Raw genomic sequence first — 18,855 nt, 5'->3', positions numbered from 1 at the left:
ATTTGGAATTTCAAAAGTTGGAATTTAATCTATCCATTTATAATAACGCGCTCCAATCAAAACAGGAATTTCTTTTTCGATTCTGTCTAAAACCCATTCGTTTTTCGGAGTTCTTACGCTTTGTTTTTGTTCTTTTTTATGAAGACTTTCGTAAGTGTTAAAATCAATTTCTACGCTTTCTGCTAAATTTTCGAAAAGTTTTACATTCTCCAGAGCCGATTTCCATTCTGGCTGAATTGTTCCCTCAAAAACTTTCGATTTCGATCCGCTTCCGTAAGCTAAGAAACCAAATTTAGTTCCTGAAACTTCTTTGTTTGTATCGTAAAAATGAGCCAAAGTCGATAACAATCCCATGAAAATAGAGCCTGTATAAAGGTTTCCAATTAAAGAAGAAGCCAATTCAGCAGGTTGTAATTTCTCGGTTACAAAACTTCTGTAATCATCTGATTTTGCCACTTCTTTAATTTTTGTCTGATAATCTGCAGGTGCAATATCATCAGCAATAATTTTTTCAGCACTGTCTAAAGCGTATATTTCAGATAACATTCTTCTTCCTTGGAAAGAATATGGCAAGTGCATCACGATACTGTGCCAAGTGTTGTATAACGTTTCGGTTGTGTTTTTCAATTTTTTGAATGAAAAGTAAGCATTGCGCGTACGATCCATATAACATTGATTTGAATATTGTCCGTCAAAAACTGGCTGGTCTTTATGGATTTCGATTTCGGCTTCTAAATTATCAAACCAAGAATCGTTGTTTGGGTTTTTAGTGATTTCTTCTTTAGAAATAGTTCTGTATGGTTTAAAGAAGTCGAAAACGCCTTTTGTGCTCGTTGCCCAATTATCATCAAAAGCAATAATTTTCGGGTTTGCAGAAATTAACATTGCAACTGCTCCGGCTCCTTGCGTATATTCTCCACCAGAATTCAAATCGTATTTTGCAAAATCAGAAGTAACTACGATTGCTTTTTTGGTTGGATTTAATTTTACAAAATCAAGACAGTTTTGCATTGCGTCAACACCGCCAATACAAGCGAATGTAAAGTCAACAACATCGCATTCTGCCAATGAATCTTCACCAAATTTTTGCTCCATTAAACTAATTAAATAAGAAGCAATTGGTTTAGAACTGTCAACACCACTTTCGGTACCAACATAGATTCTACTGATTTCTTTTAGGTCAATTTTATTATCAATTATAAGCTTGGTTAAAGCATTTGCTCCAAAAACAACAGCATCCTGATGTACATCCGGGAAAGTCATTTTCAATAAACCAAGACCTTTTTCTAGTTTTTCGGGTTCAATATTTCTGGCAACAGCCAAAGTTTTTATGGGTAAATGTATGTTTGCTACGTCAAATGATATAGCATCAATTCCTGTTTTCATTCTTATTTTTTTGAGCGGCTAAAGGTAAAACTATGTTGTGGAATGACAATTTTTTACTTTGATAAAATTTATGCGGAGGAACACTTTTGAAGAAAACAAATCAAATCTTCGAATAAAATAACAATATCATAAAAATTTCCTAATCTACTTAGTGTGTAATTTTTTCTTTAAGGCTTAAAAAGCAGGTTTTTAAAATTTCTATAGTGAATTATTTTTAAGCAGCTTCAAATTTGTACGTAAAAATACGTAGAATCGTGCTATTTTAAAATCATTATAAATAACAGCGAAATGGTTGTAGTTCTTTTGTAATTGAATTATTTTTGTCTAATTTTTTAAAACAAACTACTTAACACTTATGGCACAATCTGCACAGTTGAATGCTTCCATCTTAAAGAAAGTAGCAATGGCTCTTTCGGGAATATTCTTAATCACGTTTTTAGCGCTGCATGTTACCTTAAATTTTATTTCCGTTCTTAGTGAAGACGTTTTCAACGAAGCTTCTCACTTTATGGGATACAATCCGCTGATTCAGTATGTAATGCAGCCAGTTTTGGCATTTGGAGTAATTTTCCACTTCGTAATGGGATTTGTACTTACAGCACAAAACAGCGCAGCAAGACCAATTGCATACGCTAAATACAACGGAGCTGCAAACGCTTCTTGGAGTTCTAGAAATATGATTATTTCTGGATTGGTTATTTTGGCTTTCTTAGGATTGCATTTTTACGATTTCTGGTTTCCTGAAGTTAGCTATAAATATATAGCTGGAACAGCGCCAGATGCTACAAGGTATTATGGTGAGTTAGTTCACAAATTTCACAGCCCAGTTCGTACAGGATTGTACTGTGTTTCTTTTATCCTTTTAGGATTTCACTTATGGCACGGGTTTGCATCTTCTCTTCAATCAGTGGGAATGCACAACAAGTACTCTAGATTTTTAAGTAAAGTAGGTTTATGGTTTGCCGTTGTGGTGCCAGCTGCTTTCGTAATTATCGCTTTATTTCATCATTTCAATAATTAATATAAATTATAATGGCATTAGATTCAAAAATTCCAAATGGTCCTATAGCGGACAAATGGACAAATTATAAAGATCATATTAATTTAGTAAACCCTGCTAACAAACGTAATTTAGATATTATCGTTGTTGGTACAGGTTTGGCTGGAGGTTCGGCTGCGGCTACTTTGGCTGAGTTAGGATATAACGTAAAAGCATTCTGCTTCCAAGATTCTCCACGTCGTGCACACTCTATTGCGGCACAAGGAGGTATCAACGCTGCAAAAAATTATAAAGGTGACGGTGACTCAGTTTACAGATTGTTCTACGATACTGTAAAAGGAGGTGACTACCGTGCACGTGAGGCAAATGTTCACCGTTTGGCTGAGGTTTCTGCTAATATTATTGACCAATGTGTGGCTCAAGGGGTGCCATTGGCTCGTGAATATGGCGGACTTTTAGATAACCGTTCTTTCGGAGGAACTTTGGTTTCTCGTACATTCTACGCACAAGGACAAACTGGACAACAGTTATTGTTAGGAGCTTATTCTGCAATGAACCGTCAGATTGGTCGTGGAAAAATCAAAATGTACAACCGTCACGAAATGCTTGACATTGTAATCGTGAACGGAAAAGCGAGAGGTATTATCGCTCGTGACTTAATCACAGGAAAAATAGAAAGACATTCTGCTCACGCGGTAGTAATTGGTTCTGGAGGATACGGAAACGTATTTTTCCTTTCAACAAATGCTATGGGAAGTAACGCAACAGCAGCTTGGAAAATTCATAAAAAAGGAGCGTTTTTCGCAAATCCTTGTTATACACAAATTCACCCAACATGTATTCCGGTTTCTGGAGATCATCAGTCTAAATTGACTTTGATGTCTGAGTCTTTACGTAATGATGGTCGTATTTGGGTACCAAAAAACCTTGAGGATGCAAAAGCAATCCGTGAAGGAAAGAAAAAAGCGATTGATTTATCTGAAGAAGAAAGAGATTATTTCTTAGAAAGAAGATATCCTGCTTTTGGAAACTTAGTTCCTCGTGACGTTGCGTCTCGTGCAGCTAAAGAAAGATGTGATGCTGGTTTTGGAGTTAACAAAACTGGTGAAGCAGTTTATTTAGATTTCGCAGCCGCTATCGAACGTTACGGAAAAGAAGCTGCTCACGTAAAAGGATTGAATGAAAATGACAAAGCTTTAGTTACTAAATTAGGAACTGATATAGTGAAAAGTAAATACGGAAACTTATTCCAAATGTACTTGAAAATTGTTGACGAAGATCCTTATGTAACACCAATGATGATTTACCCAGCGGTTCACTACACAATGGGTGGAACTTGGGTTGATTACAACTTAATGACTACAATTCCTGGATGTTTCTCAATTGGAGAATCTAACTTCTCTGATCACGGAGCAAACAGACTTGGAGCTTCTGCTTTGATGCAAGGTTTAGCTGATGGATATTTCGTATTACCTTATACTATCGGAGATTATTTAGCTCCAGATATTAAAATGGGACCAATTTCTACTGACTTGCCAGAATTCGTTGAGGCTGAAAAAGCAGTTGTAGATCAAATCGATAAATTCATCAACAACAACGGTAAACATTCTGTAGATTATTTCCACAAAAAACTTGGGAAAATCATGTGGAATAAAGTAGGTATGGCTCGTAACGCTAAAGGTTTAACTGAGGCTATCGAAGAAATTGCTGCTTTACGTGAAGAGTTTTATAAAGATGTAAAAGTTCCTGGAAGTGCTTTTGAATTTAATCAGGAATTAGAAAAAGCGACTCGTGTTGCCGATTTCTTAGAATTAGGAGAATTGTTCGCAAAAGATGCTTTACACCGTAACGAATCTTGTGGAGGTCACTTCCGTGAGGAATATCAAACAGAAGAAGGAGAAGCACTTCGTGACGACGATAACTTTGCATACGTTGCAGCTTGGGAATACAAAGGAAAACCAAGTGATGCCGTATTACACAAAGAACCTCTTAATTACGAAAACATTAAATTAGTTCAAAGAAGTTATAAATAAGAATTTGGTCGAAAGCCAAAGTCTTAAAGTCAAAAGGCAAAATGTGCCAAGCGACTTTCGACTTTCGACTTTATGACTTTCAAACGAAAAAGGTATGAAACTTACATTAAAAATATGGCGTCAAAAAAACGCTCAAGATAAAGGAGGGATTGTAGAATATCCTATCGATGGAATCGAACCAGACATGTCTTTCCTTGAAATGTTAGACGTTCTTAACGAAGGTTTAATCAACAAAGGAGAAGAGCCTGTAGCATTTGACCACGATTGTCGCGAGGGAATCTGCGGAATGTGTTCTTTATTCATCAACGGAGAAGCGCACGGACCAGACAGAGGTGTTACAACTTGTCAGTTACACATGCGTATGTTTAAAGATGGTGACACGATTTTTATCGAGCCATTTAGAGCAAAAGCTTTCCCTGTAATTAAAGATTTAGTTGTTGACAGAAGTTCTTTTGACAGAATTCAGCATGCAGGAGGATTTATCTCTGTAAACACTTCAGGAAATACAATCGACGCGAATACTATTCCAATTAACAAAGACGATGCAGATAAATCATTTGATGCGGCTGCTTGTATTGGTTGTGGAGCTTGTGTTGCAACTTGTAAAAACTCTTCAGCAATGTTATTCGTTTCTGCAAAAGTTTCTCAATATGCATTATTGCCACAAGGTAAAGTTGAAGCAGTTGACCGTGTATTAAACATGGTTCACCAAATGGATTTAGAAGGTTTCGGTAACTGTACAAACACAGGAGCTTGTGAAATCGAGTGTCCAAAAGGAATTTCGCTTGAAAATATCGCACGTATGAACCGTGAGTATTTAGCAGCAAGTTTAAAAGGTTAATTAGACCGAATTATTATATTAAAAAACGCTTCCATTTTTGGAAGCGTTTTTTATTTTCTATTCGTAATATAATTGTGAAGCATTAATTTCTTCTTTCTTCTGACCTTCTTTCTGAATAAAACAGTTTAAAATTGTGCCGCCAGTTAGATCAAAATAACTGATGTTGATTTTATGAAAACCTTTTTCCAATTTAACAGCGCCGTAAGCTTCATTCATCCAATGAATACCATCGTTATCTACAATTAATTCATCATCTATAAAAAGCTTTGATCCGTCGTCAGAAAGCGTTGAAAAAGTGTAATTTCCTGTTTCAGGAATAAAGATATATCCATTGAATTTTAAACCAATATAACGCTCTAATTTCGTTTTCCATTTTTCAGCGCTGATTTTACCTTCTAAAACTCCAGAATTAACAGGTTTTGAAAGTTCTAAATCCTGAACCTGCTTAAATGTTCCTGTGAAATATTCGAATTTTAGTCCATTTTTTTTGGGTTGAATTGCAAGAGCAGGTTTTAAATCCGGATTACGGACAATGATTTTATTGATAGAACTTCTTTTACCGCTTTCGCTGATTTGAATCGTTTTTATAATTCTAAATTCTCCTTTTGGAATATTTATCATTACTGGATCTTGATATAATTCTGCCGTTTCATCAGGATTATAACCATCAATGGTATAAAAGATCTTTCCGTTTTTTATCGTTGGTTTTAGATCTAAAAGATATTTTGATGCAATTAAAGCTGTTTCATCTGCACCAAAAGGCGTTGGGACTTTATAAACCCTTTTTTCTGCTTCTAACTTTTCTAAATGATACGGTAATTGGTTTTGAATAAAATGATTGTAATTTTTATTTGGAGTTTCTGTCCATGCAATTTCAGCCAAAGCAAAAAATCTAGGATAAAGCATATAATTCAATTTTGCCGGACTCGTTAAATATTCCGACCATAAATTGGCCTGAACTCCAATAATATATTTTTGTTCTTCAACTGATAAACTGTCAACGGGAGTTGGGTTATAATTGTAAACTTTATCCAAAGTACTTAATCTGCCAACTGTAAGCGGTTCGTTTGGAGAATATCCTTGATTATAATCAAAATAAACGGTGCTTTCAGGAGTCATTACAACAGGATGTTTCAGTTTTGCAGCGTGAATTCCACCTGATTCTCCTCGCCAGGACATTACAGCGGCATTTGGCGCAAGACCGCCTTCGAGAATTTCATCCCAGCCAAAAACCTGTCTTCCGTTAGCATTCAAGAATTTTTCGATTCTTTTGATGAAATAACTTTGTAATTCGTGCTCGTCTTTTAAACCTAAATCTTTGATTCGTTTTTGGCAATTCGGACAAACTTTCCATCTGGTTTTTGGACATTCGTCTCCGCCAACATGAATGTTTTTACTTGGAAACAATGCCATCACTTCTGTCAAAACATCTTCCAGAAAAGTAAAAGTTTCTTCTTTTCCAGCGCAGAAAACATCTTCAAAAACACCCCATGATTCTACCACTTTATAATTTCGATCCGGAAAACAAGCCAGATTTGGATAGGCAGTTACGGCTGCGGAAGCATGACCCGGCATTTCAATTTCTGGAATTACATTGACATAATGAGCTTCGGCAAATTTTATAATATCCTTAATTTCTTCCTGAGTATAAAATCCGCCGTATGGATTTCCGTCAAAAAAGAAGGGTGATCTTTCAAATTTATTGCCCACTAAAGTCTGTGCTCTTTTTGATCCGATTTCGGTTAGTTTTGGATATTTTTTAATCTCAATTCTCCATCCCTGATCGTCTGTTAAGTGCCAGTGAAAGTTGTTTAGCTTATAGCTGGACATTTGTGTGATAAAATCTTTTATAACATTAACAGTAAAGAAATGACGGCAGACGTCTAAATGCAAGCCTCGGTAGGAATAACGGGGTTGATCCTCGATAATTACGCACGGCAATTTAATTTCGCCAGAAATTTTGTTGGGAAGAAGCTGTAATAAAGTTTGAACAGCATAAAAAAGTCCTTCTTCTTTTCCTGAAATTGAAATTTTATTTGAAGTTATTTCAATTTTATAGCCTTCTTTTGATTTGAAATTTACATCCGAATTAAATTCAATTTTCAGATTTGATTTTTTTGAAGAAGCCTGAACATTTAATGCCAATTCTAAAATTTTTGCCGATTTGGATTCCTTTTCGCTAAAATTTTTATTTATAAAATTCACCTGAACTTTCCCATTAATTCGAATACTGTCTCCAGTCAATTTGTAAAAGTTTGGAGCAGGAATTATAGAAATGTTCTGCTGTGAATTTTGAGCATTTCCATTTAAAAAAGAAAGAGTGAAAAAGAGAAAAAGGAATTTTTTCATAATAGAAAAACTTTAGATTGTATTAAAATGGTGTTTTAAAGATAGGTAAAGGATTTTAAAACTGGTTTTTGAATGATTTTATTGATAATACCGCTTTTGGTTTCGATGAAATATTTACTGAAATGTTTATTTTTGTAATTAGAAAAAAACAATCGGCATGAGCACTGAAAATGAAGTTTTAAATTACAGTAAAGAAGAACGTAAAAATCATATTCTAAAAGAGATTAACCTGCACACGCGTGTGAGTTTTGAAACTCTTTCGGCTAAACTTGGTGTTTCCGAAGATACTGTTCGTCGTGATATTAATGAATTGGACGCTGACGCACTTTTGATTAAAGTAAAAGGCGGCGCCATGACCAAAGGATATCACTATTCTTCTTCTAACCAGACTTATGCTGTCGAAGCCAAACAAGTTATCGCTCAAAAAGCGGTTGGTCTTCTTCATGACGGAATGGTTTTAATTGTTGACGGAGGAACTACAATTCGTGAATTCATCCGATTAATTCCAAACGACCTTAATCTGACTGTTTTTACTATTACAGCTTTAACGGCTGTTCAGCTTTTGGACAAACCGAATATCAAAACCATCATGATTGGCGGAAGCATTTCTTCATACAGTCAAATGTGCGTGAGCGGCGAAGCTTTTCATCAATTGGCTAATATCAAAGCCGATCTTTTGGTTTTGGGAACAAACGCTCTTGACATCGACGGCGGATATTCTGATTCTGACTGGGAAACGGTTCAGGTTAAAAAAGCAATGATTCAGGCTTCTAAGAAAACAGCGGTTTTAACCATTACAGAAAAACTAAATACCGTTCTTAAGATGAAAATCGCTAGTGTATCTGAGGTAAATTATGTTATTACCGAAGAAGAACCAACTAGCACAAAACTAAAACCATACAAAGAAAGCTTTCCAAGTCTGACGGTAATTTAATCCCAATTTTTTACCAGAAAATCAATCCAGTTTTGATGAAAGATTTTTTTGAGATCTTCATCGGAATAACCATGGTTTTTAAATATTAAAACTAATTTCTGCAAATCGGCAATGGTGTCTAAATCGTATGGGCATTGTTCTGTTCCAAAAGCGCCGTCCAAATCAGAACCAATTCCGATATGATTGGCATTTCCGGCAAGCTGGCAAATATGATCCATATGTCTAAAACCTGTTTCTAAACTACAATTCATTTCTTTTGGCTGAGAAATACCTCTCTGCCAATTTGGAACCATCATCCAGGCATCAAAAGCGCCACCGATAACAGCTCCTCTCGAAATTAAAGCTTTAATCATTTCATCACTATATTGACGATTATGATCTACTAATGCTCTGCAATTGTTATGACTTGCCCAAACCGCGCCATTAAAATGATCGAAAGCCTGCCAAAATGCGTCGTCGCATAAATGAGTAGCGTCCAGAATAATATTTAGACGTTCCATTTCTTTCAATAAATCAATTCCGTTCTGATTCATTTTTCCGGTTGCGTCCGTTCCGTTGGCGTATCTTCCCGGGCCGTAATGCGCGGGGCCGATAGCTCGCAATCCGTAATTATAGGCTTTTTCCAAATAAGAAATATCAACGATTGAGTCTGCGCCTTCTAAACTCAAAATATATCCGATAGGTTTTTTATCATTCGGAGTTCCGTCATTCCATAAATCATAATGTTTTAGGAGTGATTTTTTATCTGTAATCTGCGTCATTTCTCCAGCTTCTTCCATGGATTTGTACCAAGTCAGCTGTCCTTGAGTTTGTGCCCAGGCTTGTTCTGGTGAATTCCATCCTGGAATAATACTGCCTGGTTTTACAAATCTTGCGATTTGAGTTGCAACGACAATTCCGATATTACCGCGTCTAAGATCAGGAAAAGAAACCGTTGCGCGTTCGCGATCGGGTTTGTCGGTCATTCCTTTTTCTAAATGACGTAAAGTTGGGACATCGTTTCTCAGATCTCGATTCCATTCCATTGCATTCATGCTGAGATCCAAATGAGCGTCTAGTATAAACATAATTAAAATTTAAATAGTGTTTTTTCGGCCTCTTGCGCCAACTGGCCATTGCGCATAAATTTGATGTTTTGTGTTTACCGCCTGAAGATTATCATATAAAGCAACAGTCGGACAAACATGATACGGTTCGGCATAAATAATATCTCCGATTTCATATTCATTCTGCCCTCGATTTTCTACAATCAAATGTTCTTCAGAATGAGCAGTCGGAATAAGATTTTCATCATTCAAAACCACTAATCTTTTATCCATTGGATTTTCAGATGAAACCGCTTTATAACCAATATCGACACAAAAAGTATTCTTTGTAGGTTTTGAAATGATAGTTCCAACGATTATTAATGCAGGTTTAAAATCTTGTTCAGGCAAGTTATTATGATAATTAGAATCCCAAAAAACAAAAGTTCCCGGACTGCATTCTACATTTTCCTGCTTGGCATAAAATGGAAATGTGTTTGAACCGCCTGCTACAATTTTTAAATCATAATTAATGGTTGAAATTTGATTGATAATTTGGTCGAATGCTTTCGAAGCTTCTAAATTTCGTTCTTCCAAACTTCCTTTTATATGTCCGTCATAAATATGAATTCCCTTGAAATGAAGATTTTTCAATTTTAGAATTTCCTCAATTAATGCTTTCCAATCTTCAGAAATAGAAAATCCAGTTCGATTCATTCCCGTATTTAAATCTAAATAAACCGAAAGAATTAGATTGTTTATTTTAGCAATTTCATTTAAATCTAAAGCTGTTTTCAGATTGTCTACAATAGTTGAAAAATGAATTTCAGGGAATTTTTTAATTAATGTAATCCATCGTTCGGCTTTTAAACCAATTGGCTGATACGCTAAAAGAATGTCTTCTATGCTTTGATTGGCGGCAAGTTCAGCTTCAGCAATTGTAGCGCATTTTATTTTTTTGATATTATATATTTTGAAAAGCTCTAAAATCTCGGCATTTTTATGTGTTTTAATATGCGGACGCAATCGTTGCGTATCGCCTTTGACATAAGAAATAAGCCGTTCAATATTTTGCCTTACACGATCTTCGTAAACTGCTAAAAACGGAGTATCGATAAGTGTTTCGGAATTGATTTTCCACCAGTTCTTTTGCATGGTTCTTAGTTTTTAGCTAATTGTAATTACGTTGAACATAATTTTTTTAAACACATAGAGACATAGTTTTTAGATGCTGGTGAAAGGCGTTTCACTTTACATTAATAAACATAGACTATGTGAAAATGACTTGTCATTTATTTTAATCTTTAAAATTAGAATAAGAAAAAACTATGTTTCTATGTGTTTAAAAAAATCTAATTAATACAATTCAAAAAGCGCTTCAACTTCAACTGGAATATTATCAGGAAGTGATCCGAATCCGACAGCACTTCTTACACCGATTCCGTTTTCTTGTCCCCAAACTTCTGCAAATAATTCGCTGCAGCCGTTTATTACATAAGGGTGTCTTAAGAAATCTGAAGTACAGTTTACCATTCCCAAAACTTTGATGACTCTTTTTACTTTGCTCAAACTTCCAAAGTTGGTTACAATAGTAGAAAGCATAGTAAGTCCAACTTGTCTTGCGGCTAGTTTTCCAGCTTCAATATCCATGTCTTCGCCAATGCGGCCAATAATTAAAGATTTATCGTCTTGAACAGGGCCGTGTCCAGATAGATATAGATATTTTCCGTCTACTAAATACGGTTTGTAAATTCCCAGCGGCTGCGGAGCAGGAGGAAGAGACAAACCTAGACTTTCGAATTTTTCTTGCGGATTTAAACTCATGATTTTAATGTATTAAAGCGTTTAAAATAAATATAAATACAATTCCCAGAACAGAAACCAATGATTCCATAACTGTCCAGGATTTAAAAGTGTCTTTTAGACTGATATTAAAATATTCTTTGAACATCCAAAAGCTCGGATCATTTACGTGCGAACACATTAAACTTCCGGCTCCAACAGAAAGAACAAAGAGATTAGGATCAAGATCGTTTGATTGTAGTAAAGGTAATAAAACGCTGGCAGTCATTAAACCCGCAGCTGTTGCAGAACCCACACAAATACGAATTATCGCAGCCATAATCCACGCTAATAAAAAAGGATGAATATTAACCTGATTTAAAGTCGCGACAATAGTTTCGTTTACACCGCTTACAATCATGACTTCTTTTAAACAGCCAGCACCGCCGACAATTAAAACAATTAAAGCGACATCTTTTATAGCTTGTGTATAATCGTCCATAACAGATGACATACTTCTGTTCATTTTAATTCCTAAAGTGTAAGTGCAAAGCAAAAGTGATAATAACATTATGATGCTTGGATCGCCGATAATTTTACAGATTGAAACTAATGTTTTATTGTCTGAAATTAGAGGAAGTAAAGAAGTAATCGTTAATCCGAAGACGGGAAATAAAGCCGAGAATAAACTCAGTCCAAAACTCGGTAATTTGCCTTCGTTGGTTATTTCTTCTACATTTAAAATTTCATGATCTGATTCGGTTTTGATGTTTTTAAATCGGGTTGAAAACCATAAACCTGCAATCAATATTGTCGGAATCGCGATTATGATTCCGTAAATCAAAACTAATCCAATATCTGCTTTTAAAATACTGCTCAAAGCCATTGGTGAAGGATGCGGTGGCAGAAATCCGTGTGCAACAGAAAGCGAAGCCAGCATTGGAATTCCCAAATAAACTTTTGATAATTTAAATTGATGCGCAACCGAAAAAATCAACGGCACTAAAAGTACAAATCCAACGCTATAGAAAAGCGGAATTCCGATTATAAAACCAGTTATCATTAAACCCAAACGAACGTATTTTCTTCCAGTCCAATTCATAACCGTTTTGGCAATTACTTTTGCAGCGCCAGAAGAAACGGCAAGTTTTCCAATACAAGTTCCGAAAACAATAATTAGAGTAATCGAACCCAACATTTCTCCAAGTCCTTTTTGCAAAACTGGCGAAATAGTTTCTATTGGTAATCCTAAAAAAAGCGCAGCCAAAAGTGACGTAATAATAAACGCGATAAACGGATTTATTTTAAACCAGGCAATCTGTAGAATTAAAAAAATAATGCACGCAGTGAGTATGAGAATGCTCATGGTTTGTGGTTGTTTTTTAGTTAGTTATAATTGTGGTTGTAATTCCAAATATATAAAATATTTCTACACTTCGCATTTTTTTTGCAAAAACTGCGTTTTTTTTGCAGTGTTAATGTTAAAATTATTGGCTCATAAATAAAGAATACCTCGATGTTTTCTACCTTTATAGAAAAATACAACGAGATGAAAATTGCTTTAATTCAAACTGACCTTTTTTGGGAAGATGCTTCTAAAAACAGAGAAAATTTCGACTCAAAAATTAATGAAATAGATTCGGAAATAAATCTAATTGTGCTTCCTGAAATGTTTTCGACAGGATTTACAATGAATGCTTCTGATGTTGCAGAAACGATGCAGGGAGAAACGGTTGAGTGGATGAAATTAAAAGCAAAACAAAAAAATGCTGCCATAACAGGAAGTGTTGTTATCACCGAAAATGGAAATTTTTACAACCGAATGTTTTTTGTTTTTCCATCAGGAGATTTTCAATATTATGATAAACGACATTTGTTTTCATTGGCTGGAGAAGACGAGTTTTATACTCCGGGAACCGAGAAAGTAATTGTAGATTATCTGGATTGGAAAATTTGTCTTCAGATTTGTTATGATTTGAGATTTCCAGTTTTTTCAAGAAATGTCGAAAATTACGATCTACTTTTATATGTTGCCAATTGGCCAAAAGTGAGAACTGGTGCTTGGGACACTTTGCTAAATGCGCGCGCTATAGAAAATCTAAGTTATGTTGCGGGAGTTAACAGAATTGGTTTTGATGATAATAATTTTGAGCATAACGGACATACTCAATTAATTGATTTCTGGGGCAATTATATAATAAAGCCACAAGAAACGGAAGGCGTTTTTGTGGCTGAATTGGATAAAAATATAATGTTAGAAACTCGTAGAAAAATCAATTTTCTAGGAGATAGAGATCAATTTGAACTTAAACTCTAAAAGGCTTTCCGTTTTTTTTCGGCTTCTTTTTTCTTTTTGTCATCTGTCTTTTTCTCGACTTCTGGACTAAATGGTATACTGAGGTCAATGCTTTCGTCTACATCCCAATTCGATCGTACATCTATGCCTTTTTGATGATAGAATACTTCTTCAGAATAGGTTTTCTTTAAGAAATTTCCAGTGTCGTAAACCTTATTTTTATTGTCATCATAAATAACACGAATGGTAAATTCCTCGGGAACTACCAAGTTGAATGTAATTTTAGTTTCTCCTTCAGAATAAGCAGTTGCAAGTACTTCGTCTCCTTTTTTGTTTGTAATATCTACAATAATCGGGAAACGTTTTACATTCTTAAGATTCAATATCAGATTACCATAATCTTCTAATTCTTTGGTAGTCAATTTAAAAGATAAAGTGTCATTCGTTTTTTCATAAAAATCGGTTAAAGCGCCTGGTAAGAAAGTGAAATTGTATTTTTCTACCGGATCTTTCTTGAAATCAATATATAACTTTTGGTCAAACTCATCATATTCTGTTGTAAAATCAACTGCTGTAGAGTCTTTGTTGACCAATGAGATTTTAGATTTATCAAATTTTACCAAAGGAGTTTCGGTTTCTAAAGTAAAACGTTCTCTAAAATTAATAATACCATTTTGTACCGCCTTAATATTTAAGGTGTCCTTTTTCATGTTTTTAATCTTAAAAGAAAACTTTTTGTCGTAGTTGTCTTTTGATACTTGAAGTGATAAAGAATCTGCTTTTAGAGGTTTAAACCAAACTTGAAGCGAGTCTTTTTTAGGAAATTGCGTTACAATTGTTTCCAAAACTTCATTTCCGTTTTTAAGAACGATTTTTGGTTTGGCATTTTTAAAATTTTGTTTTCCTTCATACGGAAGTAATAATCTGTTTCCAGAAGCCTGAATTGGTTTGAAAGCTTTTAAAGGCAATACTTCTTTAAATAATTCTATTTCGTAAACCGTATCAGTCGGAATTGTGATATAATGTTTTAAAAATCCGATTTTATCATCTTTCGGATTAAATTTATTATTACCACCTTTATCTTTCAAAGCAATCAAAAGATATTTCCCTTCTTTTAAATTTTCAAATTGAAAAGTTCTCAAACTATCTAAAGTATTGGTCACATAACGCGGAAAATCTTTATAAATAGTAGAATCGTTAAACTTCTCATTTACTTCATACAGCATTACAGACACAAAGTTGTCTACATATTTATCTTTTGCATCTTTAATTCGTCCATTCAATTTTAAAGAATCAATGTAAGGACCTGTTGAGAAAACGTATTTAAACTGATTGATAGCATTTCCCTCATTATTGTCTGTAATGGCTTGACCAAAATTAAAACTGTAAGTAGTATTTGGCTGTAAAGTGTCTTTAATGTCAATTTTAATGAATTTGCTAACCGATGTAGGAGAAATCAATGGCTCGTGCTTCATCGGCGGAGAAATAATCAGCTGTTTATTCAAGTTTTTTAGCTTGATATATTCATCAAAATTTAAAGTAATCGTATTTCCTTTAAAGTTTGTACTGTAATTTTCTGGATAACTAGATATTAAAACTGGCGCTAAAGTATCTTTTAAACCGCCAGTAATACTGCCTCGTTTGGCGCAGCTTATCATTGATATCAGAATAAGGAAAGCAATATATTTTAACGTGTTTTTCAACATAAGGGTTTTTCAATTTGATTGCACAAAATAACGATTATATTTGCTTTAATTGAAATTTTTTGGCCATTTATTAGGATTTACAACTTTTGGATTTCGTTGCTATTTTTTATGATTTTGAATGTTTTTAAAACAGTCATAATTTCTTACTTTTGATTTCGAATGTAATTTTCTAAGTTTTGTTAAAACGATTTTTGTCTATTTTATGCCTTTTTTTGCTGTTGTCTTGCGGTAAAAACGATAAACCAATGATCTCTTTTTATTATTGGAAAACGATTTTTAAATTTTCAAAAATTGAAAAAGAAGTTTTGGATGAAAATAAGGTTACCAAGCTTTATTTAAGATATTTTGACCTCGGATTGCATCCAGAATCTAAAATTCCTATTCCGATTAGTCCCATTCGATTTGAAGAAAATCCGAAAGAATATCAAATTGTTCCCGTTGTATTTATTCAGAACAGAGTCATGCTGCAACCTAATCTTGATGTAAATGATTTGGCAAAGAAGACTTTTGATTTTATAACGCAAATCAATTCTAAAAATAAAATTACTTGCAAAGAAATTCAGATCGACTGCGATTGGAGTTTAAAAAGCAAAGATAATTATCTGAGATTTATCGCAGTTTTTAAGAAACTTTCTAATAAAAAACTATCGGCAACAATTCGACTTCATCAAGTGAAATATTTTGAAAAGACTAAAATTCCGAATGTAGATTCTGGAGTTTTAATGTATTACAACATGGGATCAATTGCGCCAGATTCTCTAAATTCGATTTACGATCAAAAATTGGCGTCGAAATATCTTAAAAGTCTAAAGAAATATCCACTTCATCTCGATTTTGCATTTCCGATTTATTCATGGGGAATTCATATTCGAAACAATAAAGTAATCGAACTTCGTTCAAAAATTAATAGCCGAGAATTAGAAAAAGATCCGAATTTTGAAAAAACAAGTCCAATTTTTTTCAGAGTAAAACAATCCAATTATAAAAATGGAGTTTTTTATGAAGAAAACGATTTGTTGAAAATAGAAGAAATTAAAACAACAGATTTGAAAGAAATGGCAGAAGATTTGGAAGAGAATCTTAACAAAAAGCCAAACGAAATTATATTTTACGATTTAGACGAATTCAATTTAAATAATTATGAGAAAAATACTTTTAAGCAAATTATTTCTTATTTCTAGTGCCATTTTGCTTTCGGCATACGGAATTATATACGCCTGCGCCGGAGGAGACGATTGGGATTTCTTTGGTTACAATTCTAATTTTACGCCAGAAACTTTTGCAGACAAATCGTATTCGCCTTTATTTTTGTCGGGTGGTATTTTCTACGGAATCGGATTTGATACCCAACACAATTCCCGTTTCAATAAAAATATAAAATCGGATTGGGCAAATTATTTAAAAGGGAAAGTTGATACTACAACGGTTAATTATTTTTTAATTGGTGATGAAAAGCCAAGATATTATTCTGATGAAAAAAGTAAAATTAATAATCAGCAAGAAATAACCGATTTTCATGTTTATTATAAAACCAAAAAAGAGAACAAAAGCACTCAAAAATGGAATAAAAAGCTGAATTTCAAAGACGAGAAAGTTAAAAATTTTATTGAGTTTTTGTATTTAGCACAAAAAATAGAAACGGTTTCTATTGGCGAAGATTATTGGAGTTATGATCCAGTTGTAGCCAAAACTTTCAATGATGCCAAAATGATTCAGTCTATTGAAAATGTCTACAACACTTTGTCAGATCCATTCTTGAAAAACAGATATTGGTTCTTGACTATGAAAGCGCGTTTTTATAGTAACGACAAACAAAAAGCGATTGATTTTTTTAATAAAACAGAAAGTTCGGTAGCCAAAAATACGTTGTATTATCGGGCTTTAGCTTACGTAGCGGGAATCAATCACAAACAAAAAAAATATGCAGTTTCGAATTATTTGTACGCTCAGGTTTTTGATAATTGCCCAGAACTTCGTGTGGTAACGGCTTATAGTTTTCATCCAAAAAACCAATCGGATTGGACTAAAGCTTTAGCAATGGCAAAAAACAATAAAGAGAAAGCAGCACTTTGGGCTATTCACGGATATTATAAAGATGAAAAACAAGCCATTGAGAAAATCTACGAATTAGATCCAAAAAGCGAACATTTGAATTATTTGGCGACTCGATTGGTAAATTCTTTAGAACAGAAAATAAATAATTCTTTTCAGCAAAGCGGTAGCGAAAATCAAAAGCCAAGACCACAAACTGTTGCAGAAAACAAAACCGAAAACAAAGCCAAAATTGATAGCAGTGAATTTGATTTAATAGCTAAAATTTCTGCTGCAGGAAATACTGAAAAGCCTTATTTATGGGATTTAGCAATTGGATATCTTCAAACGCTAAAAGGCGATTATGCCAATGCTGATAAGAATTTTAGCAAAGCAGAAAAAACACTTCCGAAAACAGAATTGGCTGGAATGCAGCTTAGATTATTGCGTTTTGTAAACAATTTAAGCAAGATCGATAAACTGACAGATAAAAATGAGAAAACAATTTTGGCCGATTTGAATTGGTTATATTATGAACTTCCAAAAACATACAAAGGACAAGAGTTTCGTTATCAGAATGCTTCTTCATGGAGCAGAAATTATTTGTCGAATTTATACAAAGAAAAAGGCGATTTGGTTTTGGCAGAGATTTTTGGCGAATCCCGTTACAGTTATTGGAACGATGGAAATTCGTTCTATGATAATGAAAAGGATTTGTTGGGAATGAAAAACTTTTTGGAGAAAACGAATAAATCTGAAATCGAGAAAATTGGTGCAGGAATTTATAGTTTGAAATTGAAAGATATTAATAATTTTCAAGCAGTTCAGGCGACTTTTAAAAACAAAATTCCAGAAGCAATTGAGTTTTTAAAACAAGCGGATTCGGTTCAGTATTATAAGTTTTTAGGGAATCCGTTTAACGGAAGCATAAAAGATTGTCACGATTGCGACCATGTGGCGTATCAAAAAAGAAAATATACTTACATGGATTTCTTGACGACGATAAAAGAAATGCAGGATAAATTGACAAAGAAAGAAGATGTTTACACGAATAGTCTTTTGTTAGGAAATGCATTTTATAATATTTCTCATTTTGGAAACGGGAGAACTTTCTACGAAATTAGTATTGTTGGTTATGGATCAAGTCCGTACTCTTTTAGAGATACAATGAAAGAAATGATTACGAATAATTCGGTTTCTAAAATGTATTATCAAAAGGCATTTGAAGCGGCTTCGAACAAAGAACAAAAAGCAAAATGTTTGTATCTGATTTCGAAATGTGAACGAAATGATTATTACAATAAAAAGTATAGCGCGATAAATAGTTATTGGGAAATTCAAGATGATAAAATTAATTTTATTGCCTGGAACACATTCAAAACATTAAGAAAAGATTATTCAGACACGAAATATTATCAAGATGTAATTGCGGAGTGCGGTTATTTTAATACGTATGTAAACCAATAAAATTT

The 18,855-nt window shown here is 33.9% G+C and carries 14 protein-coding genes; 7 read left to right on the top strand and 7 right to left on the bottom strand.

All coding sequences use genetic code 11. From position 1 onward, the window contains the following. Positions 1 to 24 precede the first annotated feature (24 nt). Positions 25 to 1,386, bottom strand: a complete 1,362-nt coding sequence (locus HNP35_RS00835; RefSeq protein WP_184159379.1) for a hydroxymethylglutaryl-CoA synthase family protein — start codon at positions 1,384 to 1,386, stop codon at positions 25 to 27. A 355-nt stretch (positions 1,387 to 1,741) separates the two neighbouring features. On the opposite strand from HNP35_RS00835, the gene HNP35_RS00830 reads away from it, so the two are divergent. From HNP35_RS00830 to HNP35_RS00820, 3 genes are all read left to right on the top strand, one after another. Continuing rightward, positions 1,742 to 2,407 (top strand): succinate dehydrogenase cytochrome b subunit, encoded by a 666-nt coding sequence (locus HNP35_RS00830; protein ID WP_184159381.1) that lies wholly within the window; start codon positions 1,742 to 1,744, stop codon positions 2,405 to 2,407. 11 nt (positions 2,408 to 2,418) lie between these two features. Then, positions 2,419 to 4,419 carry a fumarate reductase/succinate dehydrogenase flavoprotein subunit gene (locus HNP35_RS00825; protein WP_184159384.1) on the top strand — a complete coding sequence of 667 codons (2,001 nt, stop codon included), beginning with the start codon at positions 2,419 to 2,421 and terminating at the stop codon, positions 4,417 to 4,419. Between the two features lie 94 nt (positions 4,420 to 4,513). Then, positions 4,514 to 5,260: a succinate dehydrogenase/fumarate reductase iron-sulfur subunit gene (locus HNP35_RS00820; RefSeq protein WP_091494507.1), complete on the top strand. Its 747-nt coding sequence runs from the start codon at positions 4,514 to 4,516 to the stop codon at positions 5,258 to 5,260. Positions 5,261 to 5,317: 57 nt separating this feature from the next. Here the strand turns inward: HNP35_RS00820 and HNP35_RS00815 are convergent, their stop codons facing one another. Continuing rightward, on the bottom strand, positions 5,318 to 7,609 hold the full coding sequence (locus HNP35_RS00815; protein WP_184159386.1) for a family 20 glycosylhydrolase: 2,292 nt from the start codon (positions 7,607 to 7,609) through the stop codon (positions 5,318 to 5,320). A gap of 157 nt (positions 7,610 to 7,766) precedes the next feature. Here HNP35_RS00815 and HNP35_RS00810 point away from each other — a divergent pair, with 157 nt between their 5' ends. Continuing rightward, positions 7,767 to 8,543: a DeoR/GlpR family DNA-binding transcription regulator gene (locus HNP35_RS00810; protein ID WP_184159388.1), complete on the top strand. Its 777-nt coding sequence runs from the start codon at positions 7,767 to 7,769 to the stop codon at positions 8,541 to 8,543. Here the strand turns inward: HNP35_RS00810 and HNP35_RS00805 are convergent. From HNP35_RS00805 to HNP35_RS00790, 4 genes are all read right to left on the bottom strand, one after another. Beyond that, entirely contained in the window at positions 8,540 to 9,610 is a 1,071-nt protein-coding gene (locus tag HNP35_RS00805) for a dipeptidase (RefSeq protein ID WP_184159390.1), read from the bottom strand. The genes HNP35_RS00810 and HNP35_RS00805 overlap by 4 nt on opposite strands. Positions 9,611 to 9,619: 9 nt before the next feature. Continuing rightward, positions 9,620 to 10,723, bottom strand: a complete 1,104-nt coding sequence (locus HNP35_RS00800; protein ID WP_184159392.1) for a D-TA family PLP-dependent enzyme — start codon at positions 10,721 to 10,723, stop codon at positions 9,620 to 9,622. Between the two features lie 201 nt (positions 10,724 to 10,924). Beyond that, positions 10,925 to 11,392, bottom strand: a complete 468-nt coding sequence (locus HNP35_RS00795) for a RidA family protein (RefSeq protein WP_179004296.1) — start codon at positions 11,390 to 11,392, stop codon at positions 10,925 to 10,927. A gap of 4 nt (positions 11,393 to 11,396) precedes the next feature. Continuing rightward, positions 11,397 to 12,716 (bottom strand): GntP family permease, encoded by a 1,320-nt coding sequence (locus HNP35_RS00790; RefSeq protein ID WP_184159394.1) that lies wholly within the window; start codon positions 12,714 to 12,716, stop codon positions 11,397 to 11,399. Positions 12,717 to 12,899: 183 nt separating this feature from the next. On the opposite strand from HNP35_RS00790, the gene HNP35_RS00785 reads away from it, so the two are divergent. Beyond that, on the top strand, positions 12,900 to 13,667 hold the full coding sequence (locus HNP35_RS00785) for an amidohydrolase (RefSeq protein ID WP_184159396.1): 768 nt from the start codon (positions 12,900 to 12,902) through the stop codon (positions 13,665 to 13,667). On the opposite strand, the gene HNP35_RS00780 is transcribed toward HNP35_RS00785, so the two are convergent. After that, positions 13,664 to 15,352, bottom strand: a complete 1,689-nt coding sequence (locus tag HNP35_RS00780) for an Ig-like domain-containing protein (protein ID WP_184159398.1) — start codon at positions 15,350 to 15,352, stop codon at positions 13,664 to 13,666. The genes HNP35_RS00785 and HNP35_RS00780 overlap by 4 nt on opposite strands. A 245-nt stretch (positions 15,353 to 15,597) precedes the next feature. Between HNP35_RS00780 and HNP35_RS00775 the strand changes: the two genes are divergently transcribed. After that, positions 15,598 to 16,533, top strand: coding sequence for a hypothetical protein (locus tag HNP35_RS00775; protein WP_246453295.1), 936 nt, complete (start codon positions 15,598 to 15,600; stop codon positions 16,531 to 16,533). Then, positions 16,493 to 18,850, top strand: a complete 2,358-nt coding sequence (locus tag HNP35_RS00770) for a hypothetical protein (RefSeq protein WP_184159402.1) — start codon at positions 16,493 to 16,495, stop codon at positions 18,848 to 18,850. Before HNP35_RS00775 ends, HNP35_RS00770 begins: the two co-directional genes overlap by 41 nt. Positions 18,851 to 18,855 lie beyond the last annotated feature (5 nt).

It is taken from the genome of Flavobacterium notoginsengisoli (assembly GCF_014207905.1).
In the GTDB taxonomy this organism is placed as follows: Bacteria; Bacteroidota; Bacteroidia; order Flavobacteriales; family Flavobacteriaceae; genus Flavobacterium; species Flavobacterium notoginsengisoli_A.
The sequence above is the reverse complement of the archived record's forward strand: the minus strand, read 5'-3'. Positions and strand labels throughout refer to the sequence as shown.

Coding starts and splice junctions, on each gene's coding strand:
- HNP35_RS00835 (WP_184159379.1), bottom strand. CDS start 1,386: ATGAAAACAGGAATTGATGCTATATCATTTGACGTAGCAAACATACAT.
- HNP35_RS00830 (WP_184159381.1), top strand. CDS start 1,742: ATGGCACAATCTGCACAGTTGAATGCTTCCATCTTAAAGAAAGTAGCA.
- HNP35_RS00825 (WP_184159384.1), top strand. CDS start 2,419: ATGGCATTAGATTCAAAAATTCCAAATGGTCCTATAGCGGACAAATGG.
- HNP35_RS00820 (WP_091494507.1), top strand. CDS start 4,514: ATGAAACTTACATTAAAAATATGGCGTCAAAAAAACGCTCAAGATAAA.
- HNP35_RS00815 (WP_184159386.1), bottom strand. CDS start 7,609: ATGAAAAAATTCCTTTTTCTCTTTTTCACTCTTTCTTTTTTAAATGGA.
- HNP35_RS00810 (WP_184159388.1), top strand. CDS start 7,767: ATGAGCACTGAAAATGAAGTTTTAAATTACAGTAAAGAAGAACGTAAA.
- HNP35_RS00805 (WP_184159390.1), bottom strand. CDS start 9,610: ATGTTTATACTAGACGCTCATTTGGATCTCAGCATGAATGCAATGGAA.
- HNP35_RS00800 (WP_184159392.1), bottom strand. CDS start 10,723: ATGCAAAAGAACTGGTGGAAAATCAATTCCGAAACACTTATCGATACT.
- HNP35_RS00795 (WP_179004296.1), bottom strand. CDS start 11,392: ATGAGTTTAAATCCGCAAGAAAAATTCGAAAGTCTAGGTTTGTCTCTT.
- HNP35_RS00790 (WP_184159394.1), bottom strand. CDS start 12,716: ATGAGCATTCTCATACTCACTGCGTGCATTATTTTTTTAATTCTACAG.
- HNP35_RS00785 (WP_184159396.1), top strand. CDS start 12,900: ATGAAAATTGCTTTAATTCAAACTGACCTTTTTTGGGAAGATGCTTCT.
- HNP35_RS00780 (WP_184159398.1), bottom strand. CDS start 15,352: ATGTTGAAAAACACGTTAAAATATATTGCTTTCCTTATTCTGATATCA.
- HNP35_RS00775 (WP_246453295.1), top strand. CDS start 15,598: ATGATCTCTTTTTATTATTGGAAAACGATTTTTAAATTTTCAAAAATT.
- HNP35_RS00770 (WP_184159402.1), top strand. CDS start 16,493: ATGAGAAAAATACTTTTAAGCAAATTATTTCTTATTTCTAGTGCCATT.